This is a genomic window from Halomonas sp. JS92-SW72, assembly GCF_003547075.1.
GTDB classification, from domain to species: domain Bacteria; phylum Pseudomonadota; class Gammaproteobacteria; order Pseudomonadales; family Halomonadaceae; genus Halomonas; species Halomonas alkalicola.
On sequence record NZ_CP032147.1, the window covers coordinates 596,352 to 614,660 of the forward strand.

At 68.0% G+C, this 18,309-nt stretch carries 22 protein-coding genes; 16 read left to right on the plus strand and 6 right to left on the minus strand.

All coding sequences use genetic code 11. From position 1 onward, the window contains the following. The first annotated feature begins 32 nt into the window (after positions 1–32). The 7 genes from mlaD to hisD all read left to right on the plus strand — a co-directional run bounded on the left by mlaD (position 33) and on the right by hisD (position 5,289). Positions 33–497 (plus strand): outer membrane lipid asymmetry maintenance protein MlaD, encoded by a 465-nt coding sequence (mlaD, locus tag D1793_RS02830; RefSeq protein WP_110068143.1) that lies wholly within the window; start codon positions 33–35, stop codon positions 495–497. Positions 498–541: 44 nt separating this feature from the next. Next, positions 542–1,195 carry an ABC transporter substrate-binding protein gene (locus D1793_RS02835; protein WP_119020795.1) on the plus strand — a complete coding sequence of 218 codons (654 nt, stop codon included), beginning with the start codon at positions 542–544 and terminating at the stop codon, positions 1,193–1,195. Beyond that, positions 1,192–1,527 (plus strand): STAS domain-containing protein, encoded by a 336-nt coding sequence (locus D1793_RS02840; RefSeq protein ID WP_119020796.1) that lies wholly within the window; start codon positions 1,192–1,194, stop codon positions 1,525–1,527. Before D1793_RS02835 ends, D1793_RS02840 begins: the two co-directional genes overlap by 4 nt. 123 nt (positions 1,528–1,650) lie before the next feature. Continuing rightward, complete coding sequence (locus D1793_RS02845; RefSeq protein ID WP_110068140.1) at positions 1,651–1,905, plus strand: BolA family protein; 255 nt, start codon at positions 1,651–1,653, stop codon at positions 1,903–1,905. A 12-nt stretch (positions 1,906–1,917) separates the two neighbouring features. After that, positions 1,918–3,180, plus strand: a complete 1,263-nt coding sequence (murA, locus tag D1793_RS02850) for a UDP-N-acetylglucosamine 1-carboxyvinyltransferase (protein WP_119020797.1) — start codon at positions 1,918–1,920, stop codon at positions 3,178–3,180. A 19-nt stretch (positions 3,181–3,199) separates the two neighbouring features. After that, complete coding sequence (gene hisG, locus D1793_RS02855) at positions 3,200–3,850, plus strand: ATP phosphoribosyltransferase (protein ID WP_119020798.1); 651 nt, start codon at positions 3,200–3,202, stop codon at positions 3,848–3,850. Positions 3,851–3,969: 119 nt separating this feature from the next. Next, on the plus strand, positions 3,970–5,289 hold the full coding sequence (gene hisD, locus D1793_RS02860) for a histidinol dehydrogenase (RefSeq protein WP_119020799.1): 1,320 nt from the start codon (positions 3,970–3,972) through the stop codon (positions 5,287–5,289). An 84-nt stretch (positions 5,290–5,373) separates the two neighbouring features. Here hisD and D1793_RS02865 read toward each other — a convergent pair whose 3' ends face one another. Then, positions 5,374–6,627 (minus strand): Do family serine endopeptidase, encoded by a 1,254-nt coding sequence (locus D1793_RS02865; protein WP_119020800.1) that lies wholly within the window; start codon positions 6,625–6,627, stop codon positions 5,374–5,376. A gap of 102 nt (positions 6,628–6,729) precedes the next feature. Between D1793_RS02865 and D1793_RS02870 the strand changes: the two genes are divergently transcribed. Further along, the gene (locus D1793_RS02870; RefSeq protein ID WP_119020801.1) at positions 6,730–7,491 is read left to right on the plus strand and encodes a Nif3-like dinuclear metal center hexameric protein; all 762 of its coding nucleotides are present in this window, start codon (positions 6,730–6,732) and stop codon (positions 7,489–7,491) included. Between the two features lie 380 nt (positions 7,492–7,871). Here D1793_RS02870 and D1793_RS02875 read toward each other — a convergent pair whose 3' ends face one another. After that, positions 7,872–8,321 (minus strand): DUF1043 family protein, encoded by a 450-nt coding sequence (locus D1793_RS02875; protein WP_162899896.1) that lies wholly within the window; start codon positions 8,319–8,321, stop codon positions 7,872–7,874. A 194-nt stretch (positions 8,322–8,515) separates the two neighbouring features. Between D1793_RS02875 and zapE the strand changes: the two genes are divergently transcribed. The 8 genes from zapE to D1793_RS02915 all read left to right on the plus strand — a co-directional run bounded on the left by zapE (position 8,516) and on the right by D1793_RS02915 (position 14,863). Further along, positions 8,516–9,703, plus strand: a complete 1,188-nt coding sequence (gene zapE / locus D1793_RS02880) for a cell division protein ZapE (RefSeq protein WP_119020803.1) — start codon at positions 8,516–8,518, stop codon at positions 9,701–9,703. Between the two features lie 173 nt (positions 9,704–9,876). Then, a complete protein-coding gene (gene rplM, locus D1793_RS02885) occupies positions 9,877–10,305 on the plus strand; it encodes a 50S ribosomal protein L13 (protein ID WP_110068133.1) in 429 nt (142 codons plus the stop codon). 13 nt (positions 10,306–10,318) lie between these two features. After that, positions 10,319–10,708, plus strand: coding sequence for a 30S ribosomal protein S9 (rpsI, locus tag D1793_RS02890; protein WP_110068132.1), 390 nt, complete (start codon positions 10,319–10,321; stop codon positions 10,706–10,708). Between the two features lie 224 nt (positions 10,709–10,932). Continuing rightward, positions 10,933–11,526: a ubiquinol-cytochrome c reductase iron-sulfur subunit gene (petA, locus tag D1793_RS02895; protein WP_119020804.1), complete on the plus strand. Its 594-nt coding sequence runs from the start codon at positions 10,933–10,935 to the stop codon at positions 11,524–11,526. Beyond that, entirely contained in the window at positions 11,526–12,785 is a 1,260-nt protein-coding gene (locus D1793_RS02900; RefSeq protein WP_119020805.1) for a cytochrome bc complex cytochrome b subunit, read from the plus strand. The genes petA and D1793_RS02900 overlap by 1 nt, the downstream gene beginning before the upstream one ends. After that, entirely contained in the window at positions 12,785–13,552 is a 768-nt protein-coding gene (locus D1793_RS02905; RefSeq protein WP_119020806.1) for a cytochrome c1, read from the plus strand. Before D1793_RS02900 ends, D1793_RS02905 begins: the two co-directional genes overlap by 1 nt. Before the next feature lie 140 nt (positions 13,553–13,692). After that, entirely contained in the window at positions 13,693–14,319 is a 627-nt protein-coding gene (sspA, locus tag D1793_RS02910) for a stringent starvation protein SspA (RefSeq protein WP_119020807.1), read from the plus strand. A gap of 49 nt (positions 14,320–14,368) precedes the next feature. Then, the gene (locus tag D1793_RS02915) at positions 14,369–14,863 is read left to right on the plus strand and encodes a ClpXP protease specificity-enhancing factor (protein ID WP_119020808.1); all 495 of its coding nucleotides are present in this window, start codon (positions 14,369–14,371) and stop codon (positions 14,861–14,863) included. A gap of 102 nt (positions 14,864–14,965) precedes the next feature. Here the strand turns inward: D1793_RS02915 and D1793_RS02920 are convergent, their stop codons facing one another. From D1793_RS02920 to D1793_RS02935, 4 genes are read right to left on the minus strand one after another with little or no spacing between them, the layout of a single operon-like run. Further along, positions 14,966–15,544 (minus strand): BON domain-containing protein, encoded by a 579-nt coding sequence (locus tag D1793_RS02920; protein WP_119020809.1) that lies wholly within the window; start codon positions 15,542–15,544, stop codon positions 14,966–14,968. A 5-nt stretch (positions 15,545–15,549) separates the two neighbouring features. Next, positions 15,550–16,143 carry a phosphoheptose isomerase gene (locus tag D1793_RS02925; protein ID WP_110068125.1) on the minus strand — a complete coding sequence of 198 codons (594 nt, stop codon included), beginning with the start codon at positions 16,141–16,143 and terminating at the stop codon, positions 15,550–15,552. A 37-nt stretch (positions 16,144–16,180) separates the two neighbouring features. Further along, positions 16,181–16,549 (minus strand): YraN family protein, encoded by a 369-nt coding sequence (locus D1793_RS02930; RefSeq protein WP_119020810.1) that lies wholly within the window; start codon positions 16,547–16,549, stop codon positions 16,181–16,183. Further along, the gene (locus D1793_RS02935; RefSeq protein WP_119020811.1) at positions 16,533–18,281 is read right to left on the minus strand and encodes a penicillin-binding protein activator; all 1,749 of its coding nucleotides are present in this window, start codon (positions 18,279–18,281) and stop codon (positions 16,533–16,535) included. The genes D1793_RS02930 and D1793_RS02935 overlap by 17 nt, the downstream gene beginning before the upstream one ends. Positions 18,282–18,309: the final 28 nt, after the last annotated feature.

An 18,309-nucleotide genomic window follows, 5' to 3' on the forward strand; every position in this document is an offset into this window, starting at 1 on the left:
CGCCCCGCAAGCCTGATGTTCGGAGAGAAACGATGAAACGCAGCAAGATGATGGAGCTGGGGGTGGGCCTGTTCATGCTCGCCGGCATCCTCGGCCTGGTATTCCTCGGCCTGCGGGTCAGCGGGCTGACCTTCCAGGCGCCCGGCGACACCTTCCGCCTGGAGGCCAACTTCGCCAATATCGGCGGCCTCAAGCCGCGGGCGCGGGTCACCATGGCCGGCGTCACCGTAGGAAGGGTCTCGGCCATCGAGCTCGACACCGACTGGTACGATGCCCGGGTGATCCTCGAGCTCAACGGCGACCTGGAGGACAGGCTCTCCCGCGATACCACCGCGGCGATTCTCACCGCGGGGCTGCTCGGCGAGCAGTACATCGGGCTCAGCGTGGGCGGGGACCCCGAGACCCTCTCCGACGGCGACACCATTCGCGACACCCAGTCGGCCGTGGTGCTGGAAGAACTCATCCAGCAGTTCCTGTCCAACATGATGAGCGACTGACCCCAGCGGTACCGCTTTGCGCCCCCTTCAAGGAGAGTTTCTGCATGAGCCGTCTTTTTCTTCCCGTGCGTGCCCTGCTGGCCGGCCTGGCGCTGGCCCTGTTCGCCCTGCCGGCCAGCGCCGCCCCCGAGCGCTCCCCCGAGCAGGTGATCCGTGACAGCGTCGAGACGCTCACCGCCGAGATCGAGGGGCGTCGCGACTACTTCGCCGACAACCTCGACGAGCTCAAGGCGCTGGTCGACGAGAGCCTGGATGACATCGCCGACTTCCGCTACATCGGCGCCAGCGTGATGGGGCGCTACTTCCAGAATGCCACGCCCCAGCAGCGCGCGCGGTTTGCCGACACCTTCCGCCAGACCCTGATCGACACCTACACCAAGGGCCTGGTCACCTTCGACTATCGTGAGCTGCGGGTACTGAACAGCCAGCGCCCCCAGCGCCACGAGGACCAGGCCAGCGTCGACATGGAGGTGGTCGCGACCAATGGCCAGGTCTACCCGGTCAGCTATTCGCTGCGCCTCTCCGGCGACGAGTGGCGGGTGGTCAACGTGATCGTCAACGGCATCAACCTGGGGCTCACCTTCCGCAACCAGTTCGACCAGGCCATGCGCGAACAGGGCCGCGACTACGACGCGGTGATCGACGGCTGGGCGCCGGAGCTGGCCGTCGAGGAGCTCGAGGAGGGCGGCAGCGCATGACCCGGCTGCTCGAGGGCGCGGACGTCTGCCTGGAGGCCCACGGCAGCGCTCTCAAGGTCGAGGGGCGGGTGGGCTTCGAGGCCGCCGCGGACCTGGCCGAGGCGGGACGCGGCTGGCTCGCCAGCCAGCCCGCCGGCACCCGGGTTAGCTTCGACCTCACCGGCGTGGCCGATGTCAGCAGTGCGGCGCTCAGCGTGCTGCTGGAGTGGGCCCGTGCCGCGCGCACCGCCGGCCTCAAGCTGCAGGCGGTGCGCCTCTCGCCGGCCCTGCGCCGGCTCACCGATCTCGCCGGACTGGAGCGCCTGCTCCCGGTGGAGAGCGACGCTGCCTGAGGCGATGGCCTGCCGAGATCGCCAAGCGACGCGCTTTTCATTACCATGGGCCATCCCCGTTTCGTGCCATCGGCCGCGCCGCGCCCGGTGGCCTTCCCGTTTCATAGACAGGAGTGCCGCTCCATGCACCCCAGCGACGTCAAGGCGCTGCTCGATGCGCGCATCGAAGGCTGCGAGTTTCATATTCAGGGCGAAGGCTGCAACTTCCAGGTGGTGGCCGTGGGCGAGGTCTTCTCGGGCCTGTCGCCGGTCAAGCGCCAGCAGCTCATCTACGGGGCACTGGCCGACGAGATCGCCTCCGGCGCCCTGCACGCGGTGAGCATCAAGACCTATACCCCGGCGCAGTGGGAAAGCGCGCCGGAAAACGCCGGTGCCTGAGATCGAGCCCCCATGGACAAGTTGATCATCACCGGCAACGGGCCGGTCGACGGCGAGGTATGGGCCAGCGGCGCCAAGAACGCTGCCCTGCCTATCCTGTGCGCCACCCTGCTGGCCGAGGAGCCGGTGACCATCGGCAACCTGCCGCACCTGCAGGACATCACCACCACCCTGGAGCTGCTCGGCCACCTCGGCGTCGAGCCGGTGATGGGCGAGAAGATGACCATCCAGCTCGACGGCGCCCAGGTGAAGCACTGCGATGCGCCCTATGAGCTGGTCAAGAAGATGCGCGCCTCCATCCTGGTGCTGGGACCGCTGCTGGCCCACTTCGGCCACGCCGACGTCTCCCTGCCGGGCGGCTGTGCCATCGGCTCGCGCCCGGTGGACCTGCACCTGCGCGGCCTCGAGGCCATGGGCGCCGAGATCCGCGTCGAGGGCGGCTACATTCGCGCCCGGGTCGATGGTCGCCTCAAGGGCGCCACCATCTTCTTCGATACCGTGACCGTGACCGGCACCGAGAACCTGCTGATGGCGGCCACCCTGGCCGACGGCACCACGGTGCTCGAGAACGCCGCCCGGGAGCCGGAGGTGGTCGATCTGGCCGAGTGCCTGATCAAGATGGGGGCGAGGATCCGCGGCCACGGCAGCGACACCATCGTCATCGAGGGTGTCGAGCGCCTGCACGGCGCCTACCACGACGTGATGCCCGACCGCATCGAGACCGGCACCTTCCTGGTGGCCGCCGCACTCTCCCGGGGACGCGTCAAGGTGCGTCGCACCCGCGCCGATATCCTCGAGGCGGTGCTCGCCAAGCTCGAAGAGGCCGGCGCCGAGATCACCACCGGCGACGACTGGATCGCGCTGGACATGCACGGCAAGCGCCCGCGGCCGGTGAACATCCGCACCGCCCCCTATCCGGCCTTTCCCACCGACATGCAGGCGCAGTTCGTGGCCATGAATGCGGTGGCCGAGGGGACCTCCCGGGTGGTGGAGACCATCTTCGAGAACCGCTTCATGCACGTCCAGGAGCTCAACCGCATGGGCGCCAGGATCGCCCTGGAGGGCAATACCGCGGTGATCGAGGGGGTCGAGCGCCTCTCCGGTGCCCCGGTGATGGCCACCGACCTGCGCGCCTCGGCGTCGCTGGTGATCGCGGCGATGATGGCCGAGGGCGAGACCCTGGTCGACCGCATCTACCACATCGACCGCGGCTACGAGTGCATCGAGGAGAAGCTGCAGCTGCTGGGTGCGCAGATTCGTCGCGTGCCGGGCTAAGGACGACCAAGGCAAGAGCATGAGCAAACAACTGATCCTGGCCCTCTCGAAGGGCCGCATACTCGACGAGACCCTGCCGCTGCTGGCCGATGCCGGCATAACCCCGGCCGAGGACCTGGGCAGGAGCCGCAAGCTGCTGTTCGACACCAACCTGCCCGACGTCAAGCTGGTGGTGATCCGCGCCACCGACGTGCCCACCTATGTGCAGCTGGGCGCCGCCGACCTGGGGGTCGCCGGCAAGGATGTGCTGCTCGAGCACGGCGCCGAGGGGCTCTACGAGCCGCTGGACCTGGAGATCGCCCGCTGCAAGCTGATGACCGCCGGGATCATCGGGGCCGAGCCGGCCCGCGCCAGGCGTCGGGTGGCCACCAAGTTCGTCGGAGTGGCGCGCCGCTGGTACGCCGAGCAGGGCATCCAGGCCGAGGTGATCAAGCTCTATGGTGCCATGGAGCTGGCCCCGCTGATGAACCTGGCCGACGAGATCGTCGACATCGTCGACACCGGCAACACCCTGCGCGCCAACGGCATGGAGCCCCGCGAGCTGATCGCGCAGGTCTCCACCCGGCTGGTGGTCAACAAGGCCGCCATGACCATGAAGCACGCGCGCATCAAGCCGCTGCTGGAGCGCCTCGGCCAGGCTGTGGCCGCGCGCCGGGAAACCCTGGCCTGAGCCTGAGGGGTTGGAGGAATGATAGCGACGGCGTCTCGACGCCATAGCCCAAGCCCCCTTGCCCCCTGGCCCCCGGGCCCGAACAATAGAGTCCTCCCCGATTGATGACGGAAGCTGCCATGACCGAGACAACCGCCCCCTCCGGCATCGCCCGGCTTGCCACTGCCGAGGCGAGCTTCGAAGACCGCCTGTCGACCCTGCTGGCCTGGGAGGGGGTCTCCGACGCCGCGGTGCAGCACCGCGTCGACGAGATCATCGCGGCGGTGAAGGCCCGCGGTGACGCTGCCCTGGTGGAGGCCAGCAACCGCTTCGATCGCCTCTCGGCGACCGGCATGGCGGAGCTGACCCTGTCCGCCGAACGGCTGCGCCAGGCCTATGACGGCCTGCCCGCCGAGCAGCGCGAGGCGCTGGCCCACGCCGCCGAGCGCATCCGCCTCTACCACGAGCGCCAGAAGCCCGAGTCCTGGCACTACACCGAGGCCGACGGCAGCGTGCTGGGCCAGCAGGTGATGCCGCTGGACCGCGCCGGCATCTACGTGCCGGGGGGCAAGGCGGCCTATCCCTCCTCGGTGCTGATGAATGCCATTCCTGCTCACGTGGCCGGGGTGCGCGAGATCATCATGGTGGTGCCGACCCCGGACGGCGTGCTCAACGAGCTGGTGCTGGCCGCGGCCCACCTGGCCGGCGTCGACCGGGTCTTCACCGTGGGCGGTGCTCAGGCGGTGGCGGCGCTGGCCTACGGCACCGAGACGGTGCCGCGGGTCGACAAGATCGTCGGGCCCGGCAACATCTACGTGGCTACGGCCAAGCGCGCGGTGTTCGGCCAGGTGGGGATCGACATGATCGCCGGCCCCTCGGAGATCCTGGTGGTCTCCGACGGTGGCACCGACCCGGAGTGGCTGGCCATGGACCTCTTTTCCCAGGCGGAGCACGATGAGGATGCCCAGTCGATCCTGGTGAGCTGGGACGCCGAGCACCTCGACGCCGTGGCGGCCGCCATCGATCGGCTGCTGCCGACCCTGGAGCGAGAGGAGATCGTGCGCGCGTCGCTCTCCCGGCGCGGCGCCCTGATCCAGTGCACCAGCCGCGAGGAGGCGGTGGCGCTGATCAACCGCATCGCCCCCGAGCACCTGGAGCTCTCGGTGGCCAACCCCGAGGGCTGGCTGCCGGAGATCCGCCACGCCGGGGCCATCTTCATGGGTCGCTATACCGCGGAGGCGCTCGGCGACTACTGCGCCGGCCCCAACCACGTGCTGCCCACCTCGGGCACCGCGCGCTTCTCCTCGCCCCTCGGGGTCTACGACTTCCAGAAGCGCTCATCGATCATCCACTGTTCCGCCGAGGGGGCGTCCCGGCTCGGCCGGGTGGCCTCCGTGCTGGCCCGCGGCGAGTCGCTGACCGCCCACGCGCGCAGCGCCGAGTATCGCATCAAGGAGTGAGCCCGAGCCGGTCGGACGGTTCGGTCGATATGCAGGAGGCCCCGCCATGGCGGGGCCTCCTGCGTTGGTGCGGGGCGCGACAGGCTACTCCGGGCGGCGCAGCTCCGGTGCCGGGCGCTCGCCCACCTCCAGGGTGACCTGCAGCGTCTCGCCGCCGCGCACCACGGTGAGTGGCAGCGTCTCACCGGGGGCCACCGCGGCGATATCGGACATGGTGACCCGCGCATCGAGGATCGGCCGGTTGTCAATGGCCAGCAGCACGTCGCCGGGCTTGAGGCCGGCCCGGTCGGCGGGGCCGTTAGCTACCACGCCGGCGATCACCACCCCGCGGGGGGCCTGCAGGCCGAAGGAGGCGGCCAGCTCCGGGTTGAGCTCCTGGGCCTCGACGCCGAGCCAGCCGCGGATCACCCGTCCCCGGGTGACCAGCTCCTCGAGGATGTTGGCGGCGAGGTTGGCGGGGATAGCGAAGCCGATGCCCTGGGAGCCGCCGGAGCGCGAGAAGATGGCGGTATTGATCCCTACCAGCGCCCCCTCGGCGTTGATCAGCGCGCCGCCGGAGTTGCCGGGGTTGATGGCGGCGTCGGTCTGGATGAAGTCCTCGTAGGCGTTGAGGCCCAGGTGGCTACGTCCAGTGGCGCTGATGATGCCCATGGTGACGGTCTGGCCCACGCCGAAGGGGTTGCCGATGGCCAGCGAGACATCGCCGATGGCCACCTCGGTGGAATCGGCCAGCTCGATCACCGGCAGGGAGTCGAGGTCGATGCGCAGCACGGCCAGGTCGCTCTCCGGGTCGGTGCCGACCACCTCGGCCAGGGTCTCGCGGCCGTCGCGCAGCGCCACCTGGATCTGGTCGGCCCCGCCGATCACGTGGTGGTTGGTCAGCACATAGCCCTCCTCGCTGACGATCACCCCGGAGCCGAGGCTCGACAGCATGCGCTGGCGGGCGGGCACGTCGTCGCCGAAGAACTGACGGAAGAAGGGGTCCGACATCAGCGGGTGTTGGTCGCGCTCCACTACCCGCGAGGAGTAGATGTTGACCACCGCCGGCGCTGCCTTCTCCACGGCGGCGGAGTAGCTCACTGGCCCCTGCTCCCGGGAGAGCGGGGCGGCCTGGCGCAGCTCCGGTGCGGGGCGCGGTTCGCTCTCCTGCGGTGCCTCGACCCGGGGGGAGACGCTCAAGGGCGCCGGGGGAGGCTGGACCGTGGGTGGCGGCGGCGGCGTGGGCGCCGCCTGGCGTCCGCTCAACTGCGGGAAGGTGTTGAGCAGCACTACGGCCAGCAGCACCCCGATGGTGATCGGCAGCAGGTAGGGCGTGAGCGAGCGCAGAAGGCGAGGCATGCGGGTCGGCGTCCTTGTGGCGGGCGGTCGCGGGGAGGGTGGCCCCGCCGGTACAATGGGGCAATTGTAACATTGTCACCCCTTGGACGTAGGGAGCTCTCCATGATGAATCGCGATGCGCTGGTGGCCGCCTGTGACCGGGAACTGGCGGCGGAACGCTTCAAGGACTACACGATCAACGGCCTCCAGGTCGAGGGGCGCGAGACGGTACGCAGGGTGCTGAGCGGCGTTACCGCCTGTCAGGCACTGCTCGACGAGGCGGTGGCCTGGCAGGCGGACCTGGTGCTGGTGCACCACGGCTTCTTCTGGAAGAACGAGCCGGTGGCGATCACCGGCATGAAGCGCCGGCGCATCCGCACCCTGCTGGCCCACGACATCAGCCTGCTGGCCTATCACCTGCCGCTGGATGCCCATGTGACCCTGGGCAACAACGCCGAGCTGGCTCGCCGGCTGGCGTTCCGGGTCCAGGGCTGCGCCGACGGTGAGCCGGGCGAGGGACTGCTGTGGCTGGGCTCGCCGCCGGCGGGGCTGGATGCCCGGGGCCTGGCCGCCCACCTGGGGCAGCGGCTCGAGCGCGAGCCGCTGCTGGTGGAGGCGCCGGGCCAGGGCGAGATCCGTCGGGTGGCCTGGTGCACGGGGGGCGCCCAGGACATGATCACCGCGGCCTGGGAGGCGGGTGCCGACGCCTTCATCTCCGGCGAGATCTCCGAGCGCACTACCCACCTGGCCCGGGAGCTCGGCATCCACTACCTGGCGGCGGGGCACCACGCCACCGAGCGCTACGGGGTCCAGGCGCTGGGCGAGTGGCTGGCAAGAGGGGGTGGGATCGAGCACCGCTTCGTGGATATCGACAATCCCGCCTGAGGCCGGGGCAGGACTATGGTTGTCGGCGGCATCGCTCAAGGCTGTTCCGGCGATAGGCCTGCTAGGGGGCGCCATGAACCCCTCCCTGGGGGCTACCTAGACCCTGCTTCGCTCTCGCATCCTGCTCCGCTTGCAGGACCGGTGCTGGCCATCCATGGCCAGCCCGTTTGGAGCAGTGCTCTTCACCCCTGGTCCACGGACACCCTCTCCGGCCTATCCCCGGCGCCTTTCGCTGACAAGGCATCGGTGACTGCGATAGCCCCGGAGGCCGGGGCGGTGGGGGAGGAGGTCAGTAGCGTGGCGGCTGAGGCGCCTTGGCGTCCTCGTCGTCCTTGAGGCCGAGACCTTGTCGAGAGCTCTGAGAGGGTGCCGCGGCGGCCTCAGTAGCGTGGCGGCTGAGGCGCCTTGGCGTCCTCGTCGTCCTTGAGGCCGAAATCCTCCGACAGGGTGCCGCCGGTGCCATCGGCATAGTCCCGGGGCATCGCCGGTTCCTCGCCGCCCTCGACCGCGGGGGGACTGGCGGGGCTGGCCTCCAGACCGGCGCGCGGGGCGCCCTTGCCGCCCAGGCGGCTGGCGTCCTGGGCCAGGCGGCTGGCCAGTGCCTCGCCGTCGCGCTGCAGGGCGCTCACCAGGCGTGAGATCTCCCCCAGGTGATCGTCCACGCCATCGCGCAGGGCCGCCAGTTCACGGTCGCGCTCGGCCAGGCGCTGGCGCAGCTTCTGCAGGCTGGCGGCGCTGGAGTTGAGCAGGTGGTAGCCCAGCGCGCCTAGACCGATGCCGGCTAGCAGGCAGGCGATGGCCAGAATCCAATTGATCTTGCTTGCGTCCACGTCTGTCTCCCTGCGGCGGTGGATCGGCCCGCCTCGGTGCGGGCCCGTCTGGGGCAAGGCCCCGGGCGCCCATTATAGGGCCGAGCCGCGGCGGCGGGTCAACGCGCCCCTCTGGCGGGGTCATGGCGGTGCGTGCCTCGGCCTCTATGCGTATAATGCGCAGCCATCCACAGCCGAGATGGTCCGAACCCCGCATGAGTGCCACGCCGACCCCGCCCGAGTCCCGAGACGCTCGCCTGTCGCCCACTGAGCGCTATCGCGCCGACCTGAAGCGGGACGACTTCCAGTACGACCCCGCCCAGGAGCAGGCGGTCGCCCACCTGCAGCGTCTGCATGACGACCTGATGGCCGCTCCACGGCGCCGGCCGCGGGCCGTGCCTCCCCAGGGGAAGATCGCCTCGCGCATGGCAGGCCTGTTCGGCAAGCGCAGCCGTCAGGCGTCGGCGCCCGAGCCGGTGCTGCCCGAGGTCACCGGCCTCTACTTCTGGGGCGGGGTGGGGCGCGGCAAGACCTATCTGGTGGACGCCTTCTACGAGTCGCTGCCCTTCCCGGAGAAGATGCGGACCCACTTCCATCGCTTCATGCAGCGGGTCCACAACGAGCTGACCCACTACAAGGGCGAGAAGAACCCTCTGAAGCTGATCGCCGCCAAGTTCGCGAGCGAAGCGCGGGTGATCTGCTTCGACGAGTTCTTCGTCAAGGACATCACCGACGCGATGATCCTGGCCAACCTGCTCGAGGCGCTCTTCGAGCATGGCGTGGTGCTGGTGGCGACCTCCAATATCGTGCCCGACGAGCTGTACAAGGACGGCCTGCAGCGAGCGCGTTTCCTGCCGGCCATCGAGCTGCTCAAGCGTCACTGCGAGGTGGTCAACGTCGATTCGGGCATCGACTACCGGCTGCGCGCCCTGGAGCGCGCCGAGATCTTCCATGCGCCGCTGGATGCCGCCGCGGAGAGCGAGCTTGCACGCAGCTTCCGGGAGATCGCCGGCCATGAGGGCGAGGCGGATGCGCCCATCGAGATCAACCATCGCGTGCTGCGGGCGCGGCGTCTCCACGACGACGTGGTGTGGTTCGAGTTTCGGGAGCTGTGCGATGGTCCGCGCAGCCAGAACGACTACATCGAGCTGGCTCGCGAGTTTCACACCGTGCTGGTCGCCAACGTCACCCGCATGAGCGGGGCGACGGATGACCAGGCGAGACGCTTCATCAACATGGTCGACGAGTTCTACGACCGCGGCGTCAAGCTGCTGATGTCCGCCGAGGTGCCCGCCGAGCGGCTCTACGCCGATGGCCGCCTCGAGTTCGAATTCCAGCGCACGCTGTCGCGGCTGCAGGAGATGCAGTCCCACGAGTACCTGGCGCTGCCCCACAAGCCGTGATCAGCATTGCGTCCCTGGCGTGATCTCGTGTAGAATTCGCGCGCTCTACTCGTTGTCCCCGTCCCTGTTCGCCACGCGGCGAGCCCCGGCGGGTGGCAACCAAGAAGAATAGGGATGGTTCCATGCCGGAGAGCCGGCTGAGAACCCAATACACTTGAACTGGTGATAGCTCCATGAAGACGTTCACTGCTAAGCCGCAGACCGTCCAGCGCGACTGGTATGTCGTCGACGCCACGGACAAGACGCTCGGCCGCCTGGCCACCGAAATCGCTCGTCGCCTGCGTGGCAAGCACAAGCCGGAATTCACCCCGCACGTCGACACCGGCGATTACATCGTCGTCGTCAACGCCGAGAAGGTGAAGGTCACCGGTAACAAGGCCAAGGCCAAGACCTACTACCGTCATACTGGCTACCCCGGTGGCCTGCGCTCCATGACCTTCGACAAGCTGCTCGACCATGCGCCCGAGCGCATCATCGAAGGCGCCGTCAAGGGCATGCTGCCCAAGGGTCCGCTGGGCCGCGCCATGTATTCCAAGCTCAAGGTCTATGCCGGTGCCGAGCATCCGCACGCCGCCCAGCAGCCGCAAGAACTGAACATCTGAGGGAGTCTTCGCCATGACACAGCAGTATTACGGTACCGGGCGCCGCAAGACCTCTACCGCCCGTGTCTTCATGAAGCCGGGCACCGGCAAGATCACCGTCAACAGCCTTGAGCTGGACCAGTACTTCGGTCGCGTTACCGGCCGCATGGTGGTCCGCCAGCCGCTCGAGCTGACCGACACCCTGAACCAGTTCGACGTCTTCGTGACCGTCAAGGGCGGCGGCGGCTCCTCCCAGGCCGGCGCCATCCGTCACGGCATCACCCGTGCCCTGATGGAGTACAACGAGGAATTCCGCAGCCAGCTGCGTGAGGCCGGCTACGTGACCCGCGACGCTCGTCAGGTCGAGCGTAAGAAAGTGGGTCTGCGCAAGGCGCGTCGTCGCCCGCAGTTCTCCAAGCGTTAAGCGCCGATTATCGCGCCAGAGACGCTCACGCCCGAGTCTACGACTCGGGCGTTTTTGTTTTAGGATCAATGATTTGACGGGCGTGTTACACCTTCGTCAAGGGTCATTGTCCTTGTATGGTGAGCCGCATTTTCTTACTATAGTGCGCATTTGGTATCCGTGGTCGCGGGATGCTTTTCCGCCCGTGATGGATCAACGGGTAAGCTGATGGGAGAAACCTTGAAATGGCAGATAACGGCGTAAACAAGGGTCGGCGCCGTTTCCTCGTAGGTGCCACCACCGTCGTGGGTGCGGTGGGTGCCGTCGGGGTAGCGGTCCCCTTTGTGGCTTCCTGGCAGCCCAGTGCCAGGGCGAGAGCGGCGGGTGCGCCGGTTCAGGCGGATATCTCCAAGCTTGAGCTGGGGCAGCGCATGACCGTCGAGTGGCGCGGTCGGCCGGTATGGATCATCAACCGCACGCCGGAGATGATCGAGCGCACCGAGAGCTTCGACGGCTCTCGTCTGTCCGATCCTGACTCGCAGGTGCAGCAGCAGCCCGCCTACATCAGCGGCCCGCTGCGCTCCATTCGCCCCGAGATCGGCGTGCTGATCGGCATCTGCACCCACCTGGGCTGCTCGCCGCTCTACCGTCCCGAGCCCGATGCGGTCGACATGAGTGGCTGGCCGGGCGGTTTCTTCTGCCCCTGCCACGGCTCCTACTTCGACCTGGCGGGTCGCGTATTCCGCAACGTGCCGGCGCCCAGTAACCTGGAGGTGCCGCCGTATCGCTTCGAGACCGACGACATCATCATTGTCGGTGAAGACGAGGAGACTGCCTGATGGGTAACCCGAACAAGGCGAAGGCGGAGAAGGGCCTGATGCGCTGGGTCGATGATCGCTTTCCCGCCACCCAGATGGTTCAGGACCACCTGACCAAGTACTACGCGCCCAGGAACTTCAACTTCTGGTACTTCTTCGGCTCGCTGGCCCTGCTGGTGCTGGTCAACCAGATCCTCACCGGCGTCTGGCTGACCATGAGCTACAACCCCTCTGGAGAGGGCGCCTTCGCTTCCGTCGAGTACATCATGCGCGACGTGGAGTACGGCTGGCTGATTCGCTATATGCACTCCACCGGTGCGTCGGCCTTCTTCGTGGTGATCTACCTGCACATGTTCCGCGGCCTGCTCTACGGCTCCTACAAGGCGCCCCGCGAGCTGGTGTGGATCTTCGGCATGGCCATCTACCTGCTGCTGATGGCCGAGGCCTTCATGGGCTACCTGCTGCCCTGGGGCCAGATGTCCTACTGGGGCGCCCAGGTGATCATCTCGCTGTTTGCCACCATCCCGTTCATCGGTCCCGACCTGGCCCAGTGGATTCGTGGTGACTTCCTGATCTCCGGTATCACCCTGAATCGCTTCTTCGCCCTGCACGTGGTGGCCCTGCCCATCGTGATCCTGGCGCTGGTGGTGCTGCACCTGATTGCCCTGCATGAGGTGGGGTCCAACAACCCGGACGGCATCGACATCAAGGAGAAGAAGGACGAGACCGGCAAACCGCTGGACGGCATCCCCTTCCACCCCTACTACACGGTGAAGGACATCGTCGGCGTGGCCGTGTTCCTGTTCGTCTTCGCGGCGGTGATCTTCTACTTCCCGGAGGGCGGCGGCTACTTCCTCGAGCGTCCGAACTTCGAGCCCGCCAACCCGATGGTGACGCCGGACCATATCGCGCCGGTCTGGTACTTCACGCCCTTCTACGCGATCCTGCGTGCGATCACCTTCAACATTGGTCCGCTTCAGGCCGAGTTCCTCGGCGTGCTCTTCATGGGCGGCGCCATCGCGGTGCTCTTCGTGTTGCCCTGGCTCGATCGCAGCCCGGTGCGCTCCATGCGCTACAAGGGCTGGATGTCCAAGGTGATGCTGACGCTGTTCGCCATCAGCTTCGTGGTCCTGGGCATCCTGGGCGCCATCCCGGCCACAGGGCTCCGCACCGCGGTGGCGCAGCTGTGCACCGCGATCTACTTCGCCTTCTTCCTGCTGATGCCGATCTACACCAGGCTGGAGAAGACCAAACCCGTTCCGGAGAGGGTGACTGGCTAATGAAAAAGCAACTCTTCGCACTGCTCTTCGCGCTGGTGCCGTTCGCGGCCATGGCAGCTCCGCTGCCGGACATGCCGCACTCGATGACGCCGGACCTCAGCGACACGGCGTCCCTGCAGCGTGGCAAGCAGCTCTACGTCAACTACTGCATGGGCTGCCACTCTCTGGAGCACCATCGTTTCGCCCGCTCTGCTGCCGACCTGGGTATTCCCCAGGACCTGATCGAGGAGAATCTGATCTTCTCCAGCGAGTTGGCCTTCAACGACCAGATGCACGTTGCCATGCAGCCGGGCGACTCCGAGAACTGGTTCGGTGTGGCGCCGCCCGATCTGACGCTGTTCAGCCGCCTGCGGGGAGCGGATTACATCTACTCCTATCTGCTGGGGTTCTATCGTGATCCCAGCCAGCCGCTCGGCGTCAACAACACCGTGCTCGAGGCGTCGGCCATGCCCAACGTGCTCGAGCCCCTGCAGGGCGTGCAGGAGATGGTGTGCAGCGAGAGCGACCGGCCGCTGCCGGGCGCCGAGCTGGACCCGCTGACCGGCAAGTACCAGTCCTGCGAGGTGCTGCAGATCACTCGCCCGGGCAGCATGGAGCCGGACGAGTTCGAGGAGGCCATGTACGACCTGACCAACTTCCTGGTCTACGTGGGTGAGCCTTCCAAGCTCCAGGCCCAGGCTCTGGCGCCCAAGGTGTTGATCTTCATCTTCATTTTCGGTGTCATCGCCTACCTGCTGAAGCGTGAGTACTGGCGCGATATCCACTGATCCACTGCGGTGGTGACGTTCGGGGGCGCATGGCCGAGGGTCATGCGCCCCCTGTGGTTTCTGCTGGCAGCCGGAGCACGGCCTCCCGCTGTCCGCTGTCGTGTTATCATTGCCGTTCGAACTGAAGCGAGGATTCTTTCATGGGTGTAGTGGCCAAGCGGTCGTCGATGATCTTCTACTCGGGTGGTGCTGATCACTTCAGCCATCGCGTGCGGATCGTGCTCGCCGAGAAGGGCGTGGCGGTGGACATCGTCGAGGTCACCGACGAGCAGCACCCCGAGGAGCTTGCCGACCTCAACCCCTACAACAGCGTGCCCACCCTGCTGGATCGCGAGCTGGTGCTCTACGAGTCCAAGGTGATGATGGAGTACCTGGACGAACGCTTCCCCCATCCGCCGCTGCTGCCGGTCTACCCGGTCGCCCGTGCCCAGAGCCGGCTGTGGATGCATCGCGTCGAGCGCGAGTGGTGCCCGCTGGTCGAGCAGATCGAGAAGGGGCCCAAGAAGGAGGCGGACAAGGCGCGCAAGGAGCTGCGCGAGAGCCTGATCGGCATCTCGCCGATCTTCGAGGACATGCCCTACTTCATGAGCGAGGAGTTCACCCTGGTGGACTGCTGCCTGGCGCCGTTGCTCTGGCGTCTCCCGGCACTCGGCATCGAGCTGCCCGAGAAGCAGGTCAAGCCGCTGCTCGGCTACATGGAGCGGGTCTTCGAGCGTGAGGGCTTCAAGGCCTCGCTGAGCGAAATCGAGCGCGAGATGCGCAGCTGAATACACCGCCCCCGGCCTGGCCGGGGGCCGCAATCCGGAGGGCCTGACGATGTCATCCAGTCGCCCCGAGTCGAGTCGCCCCTATCTGGCCAGAGCCCTGTATCAGTGGCTGCTGGACAACGACCTGACCCCCTATATCGTGGTCGATGCGGAGCAGCCCGGCGTGGAAGTGCCGCGGCAGTTCGTCCAGAACGGGCAGATCGTGCTCAACCTCTCGCCCGGCGCGGTGCGGGACCTCTTCATGGAGAACGAGGCGCTGGGTTTCTCCGCCCGTTTCGGCGGCCAGCCGATGCGGGTGATGGTGCCCACCTCGGCCCTGGTGGCCATCTACGCCCGCGAGAACGGCGTGGGCATGGTATTCGGCCATGAGCCGGTGCTGGCCGGCGCCGAGGCGCCCAGCGAGGAGGGGCCGAGCCTGACCAGCGTGGAGGGCGACGGTGAAGCGCCCGGCGCGCCCCGGAGCGAGGGGGGCGAGCAGGGTGGTGCCGAGAAGGCCGACGGGACGCCGCGCAAGCGCAAGCCCTCGCTCAGAGTGATCAAGTAGCGCCTCGCCCAGGTCTCGGCACGGCGCCAACAACGCGAAACGGCAGGCCACTGGCCTGCCGTTTCGCGTTTGCGGCTTCCGCTTCTTTCGGGGAGGCCGCCCTCAGTCGGTGTAGTCGAACACCTTGACGATGCGCTGCATGCCGCCGACGTTGGAGACGGCGTCGACGATGCGGTCGCCTTCGGCGCGGCTGACGATACCCATCAGGTAGACGCTGGCATTCTCGGTGATCACGCGGATCCGCCCCGAGTCGATGCGCTCGTTGGCGGCAAGGCTGGTGCGGATGCGGGTGTTGAGCCAGGAGTCCGAGAGGCGCTGGCTGGCCGGGAGGTTGGCAGCCACGGAGAGCTCGTTGTGCACCTCGCGCACGTTGCGCACCTCGCGGGCGACCTGGCTGGCCTTCTCCTTGAGCTCCTGGCTCGGCACCTGGCCGGTGAGCAGCACCACGCCGTTGTAGGCGTCGACGTTGATGCGGGCGTCGCCCAGGCGGGCATCGGTGCGGCGCAGGTTGTGGCTGATCTTGGTCTCGATGTTCTGATCCTCGACCTGAGTGCCGACGGTGCGCTTGCCGTAGTTCTCGTCGATGGTGCCCTGGTGGGTGACGCCGGTGACGGTGGTGCAGCCGGCGACGCCCAGGGCGGTGGCCAGCAGCAGGGAGGTGAGCAGGGGCTTGCGGGTCATGGGCTTTACTCGCTTGTACCGAAGAGTTGTTCGTCGATCAGGTCGCAGAGGCAGTGGATCACCAGCAGGTGCACTTCCTGGATGCGGGCCGTGGAGGTGGCCGGGACGCGGATCTCGCAGTCGTCCTGGCCAAGCAGCGAGGCCATGTTGCCGCCGTCGCGTCCGGTCAGCGCCACTACCGTCATGTCGCGGTCGTGGGCGGCCTGGATGGCCTGGATGACGTTGGCCGAGTTGCCGCTGGTGGAGATCGCCAGCAGGATGTCGCCGGGCTGCCCCAGGGCGCGGATCTGCTTGGAGAAGACCTCGTTGTAGCTGTAGTCGTTGGCGATGGAGGTCAGCGTCGAGGTGTCGGTGGTCAGCGCCAGGGCCGGCAGGCTGGGGCGCTCGCGCTCGAAGCGGTTGAGCAGCTCGGAGGAGAAGTGCTGGCTGTCGCCGGCGCTGCCGCCGTTGCCGCAGGCCAGGATCTTGCCCTCGTTGACCAGGCACTGGACCATCATCTGGCTGGCCACCTCGATAAAGGGCGGCAGCACCTCGCTGGCGTAGGTCTTGGTGTCGATGCTGGCGTTGAAATGGCCGAGAATGCGCTGCTGGAAATCCATGTGGCGTCCGGGTCCTTTGGCAGTGTGACGTGACCGGTCAGTACGCCTCGAAGGCGTTGGCGACCCAGTCGTACTCGAGGTGGGGCGGCAGGCCGGTGACGGCCAGCACATCGAAGCGGCAGGGACATGATAGCCGGTTGCGATGGAGATAAAAACGCGCGGCCCGGATCAGGCGGCGCTGCTTGGAGGGGGTGACGGTCTCCAGCGGGTGGCCGTGGCGGCTGTCGGCCCGGTGGCGCACCTCGACGAACACCAGGGTCTCGCCGTCGCGCATCACCAGGTCGAGTTCGCCTCCCTTGGCGTGCTGGTTCACCGCCTCCAGGGCCAGGCCGCGCTCGGCGAGCCAGGCCGCGGCGAGGCGCTCGATGACCTCGCCGCGGGCGCGGGCATCACGGGGTCCGTTCATCGCCGAAGAGCCCGGGAATCAGGATCGGCTGGGGGACGCCGTTGACGAAGCGAGCCCAGGGCAGCTGGCGCTCGATGCGGCCGTCGCTGCCCGGACGCAGGGTGCCGGTGGCGCCCTGCACTTCACTGCCGGGGATGGCCTGCAGCTGGGGCAGGCGGCGGGCCAGTTCGAAGGCGTCCACGCCCATGGCCTGCAGGCGGAACACCGTGGGGTCCGACTCCTCGCGCAGCGAACGGTAACTGTCGAGGAAGGGCAGCACCTCGACGCCGCCCACGGCGGCCTCGGGGATCTGCCAGGGGATGTCGAGGAACTGGACGTCGTTCAGGTCGTTGTCGAGCCGCGGATTGATGCTCCCCTCGAAGAGGTGCGAGGTGGCATAGACCGGCAGCCGGCTGGCGTTGAAGTAGTCCAGGGTGGGCGGCACCTGGCGGGCGTAGTCCGGCAGGCCCAGGAGGAAGAGCGCGTCCGGGCGCGGGTTGCTGATGGCGCGGCGGGTGCTCTCGGTGGCCGGGGCGCCGGGGTTGTAGCGCACGGCGTTGGTCACCTCACCGCCCAGGGCCTGCCACTCGTTCCAGAACGCCTCGCCGACGCGGCGCCCCCAGTCGTTATCGGGCACCAGCAGGGCGGCGCGGCGATGGCCGTCCCGCCAGGTGCGGACGGCGGCCTGGCGTGCCTCGTCCTCGGCGGAGAGGCCGTACTGGAAGAGCCCGTCGGCGCGGTTGCGTTCGGCATGGCCGTAGTTGAGCGCCAGGGTGGGCAGCGGCACGCGGTCGCGCGCCTCGAGCTGGCTCACCTGGTCCTTGTCCAGGGGGCCGATCACCACCTGGGCGCCACGGCTCTCGGCCTCGCGATAGAGCGATTCGAGGTCGCCGCTGGCGGCGTCGATGAAGCTCAGGCGGATGTCGCCTCCGCTGCTGCGATGTTGGGTGCGCATGCCTTCGGCGATGGCCGCGGCGGGGCGCGCCAAGGGGCCGGACTCCGGCAGCAGTACGGCAATATGGCGCACCTCCAGGCCGCGCAGCTCGCCCAGAGCGGCGAGGTCGGCGGGCAGCTGGCGGGCCGCCGGATGGCGGCCGTTGCGGCTGCGCCACTCCTCCAGGCGCTCAAGGAAGCGCTCGATATCGCCGCCGCTTGCGCGGTAGAGCTCGGTGAGCTCGAGCCAGCCCCGGGTCAGGGCGTCCTCGTCCTGGGCCAGGGCGCTGATGGCCTGGTGGTCCATGCGGATGAGGGCCTCCCAGATCGGATCGTTGAGCGCCACGTCATCGGTCTCGGCCTGGACGCGCAGCAGCGCCCGTGCGGCGCCGGCGGGCTCGTCCTCGGCCAGCAGCGCCAGGCCCATCCGCTCGCGCAGGGCCCTGACCTGGGCGGGCTCCAGGGCGAGCTCATCCAGGTCACGGGTGGCCTGGATCACCGCCTGCGGCTCGCCCAGCGCCTCGCCGAGGTCGGCCAGCAGCAGGGCCCAGCGGGCGCGCTGCGGGCCCTCGAGCAGGCTATCGTCGATGTCGGAGGCGACCCGAAGCGCCTGGGTGCGTTCCCCCTGGCGTGCTAGGATGTCGGCCGCCTCGAGCCGGCTCCTGGCTGCCTGGGTCGGCTCCTGCTGGCCGGCCTGTTCGAGCAGGCGTGCGGGGTCGTCTTCCGTCACGCGATCGACGATGCCCGGTGCCGTGGCACAGCCCGCCAGCAGCAGCGCAAGGAGCGCGGTGGCCAGCAGGCCGCGAGTGGGTATCCGCATGAATCCATCCTTAGTCCGTTGTGTCGGT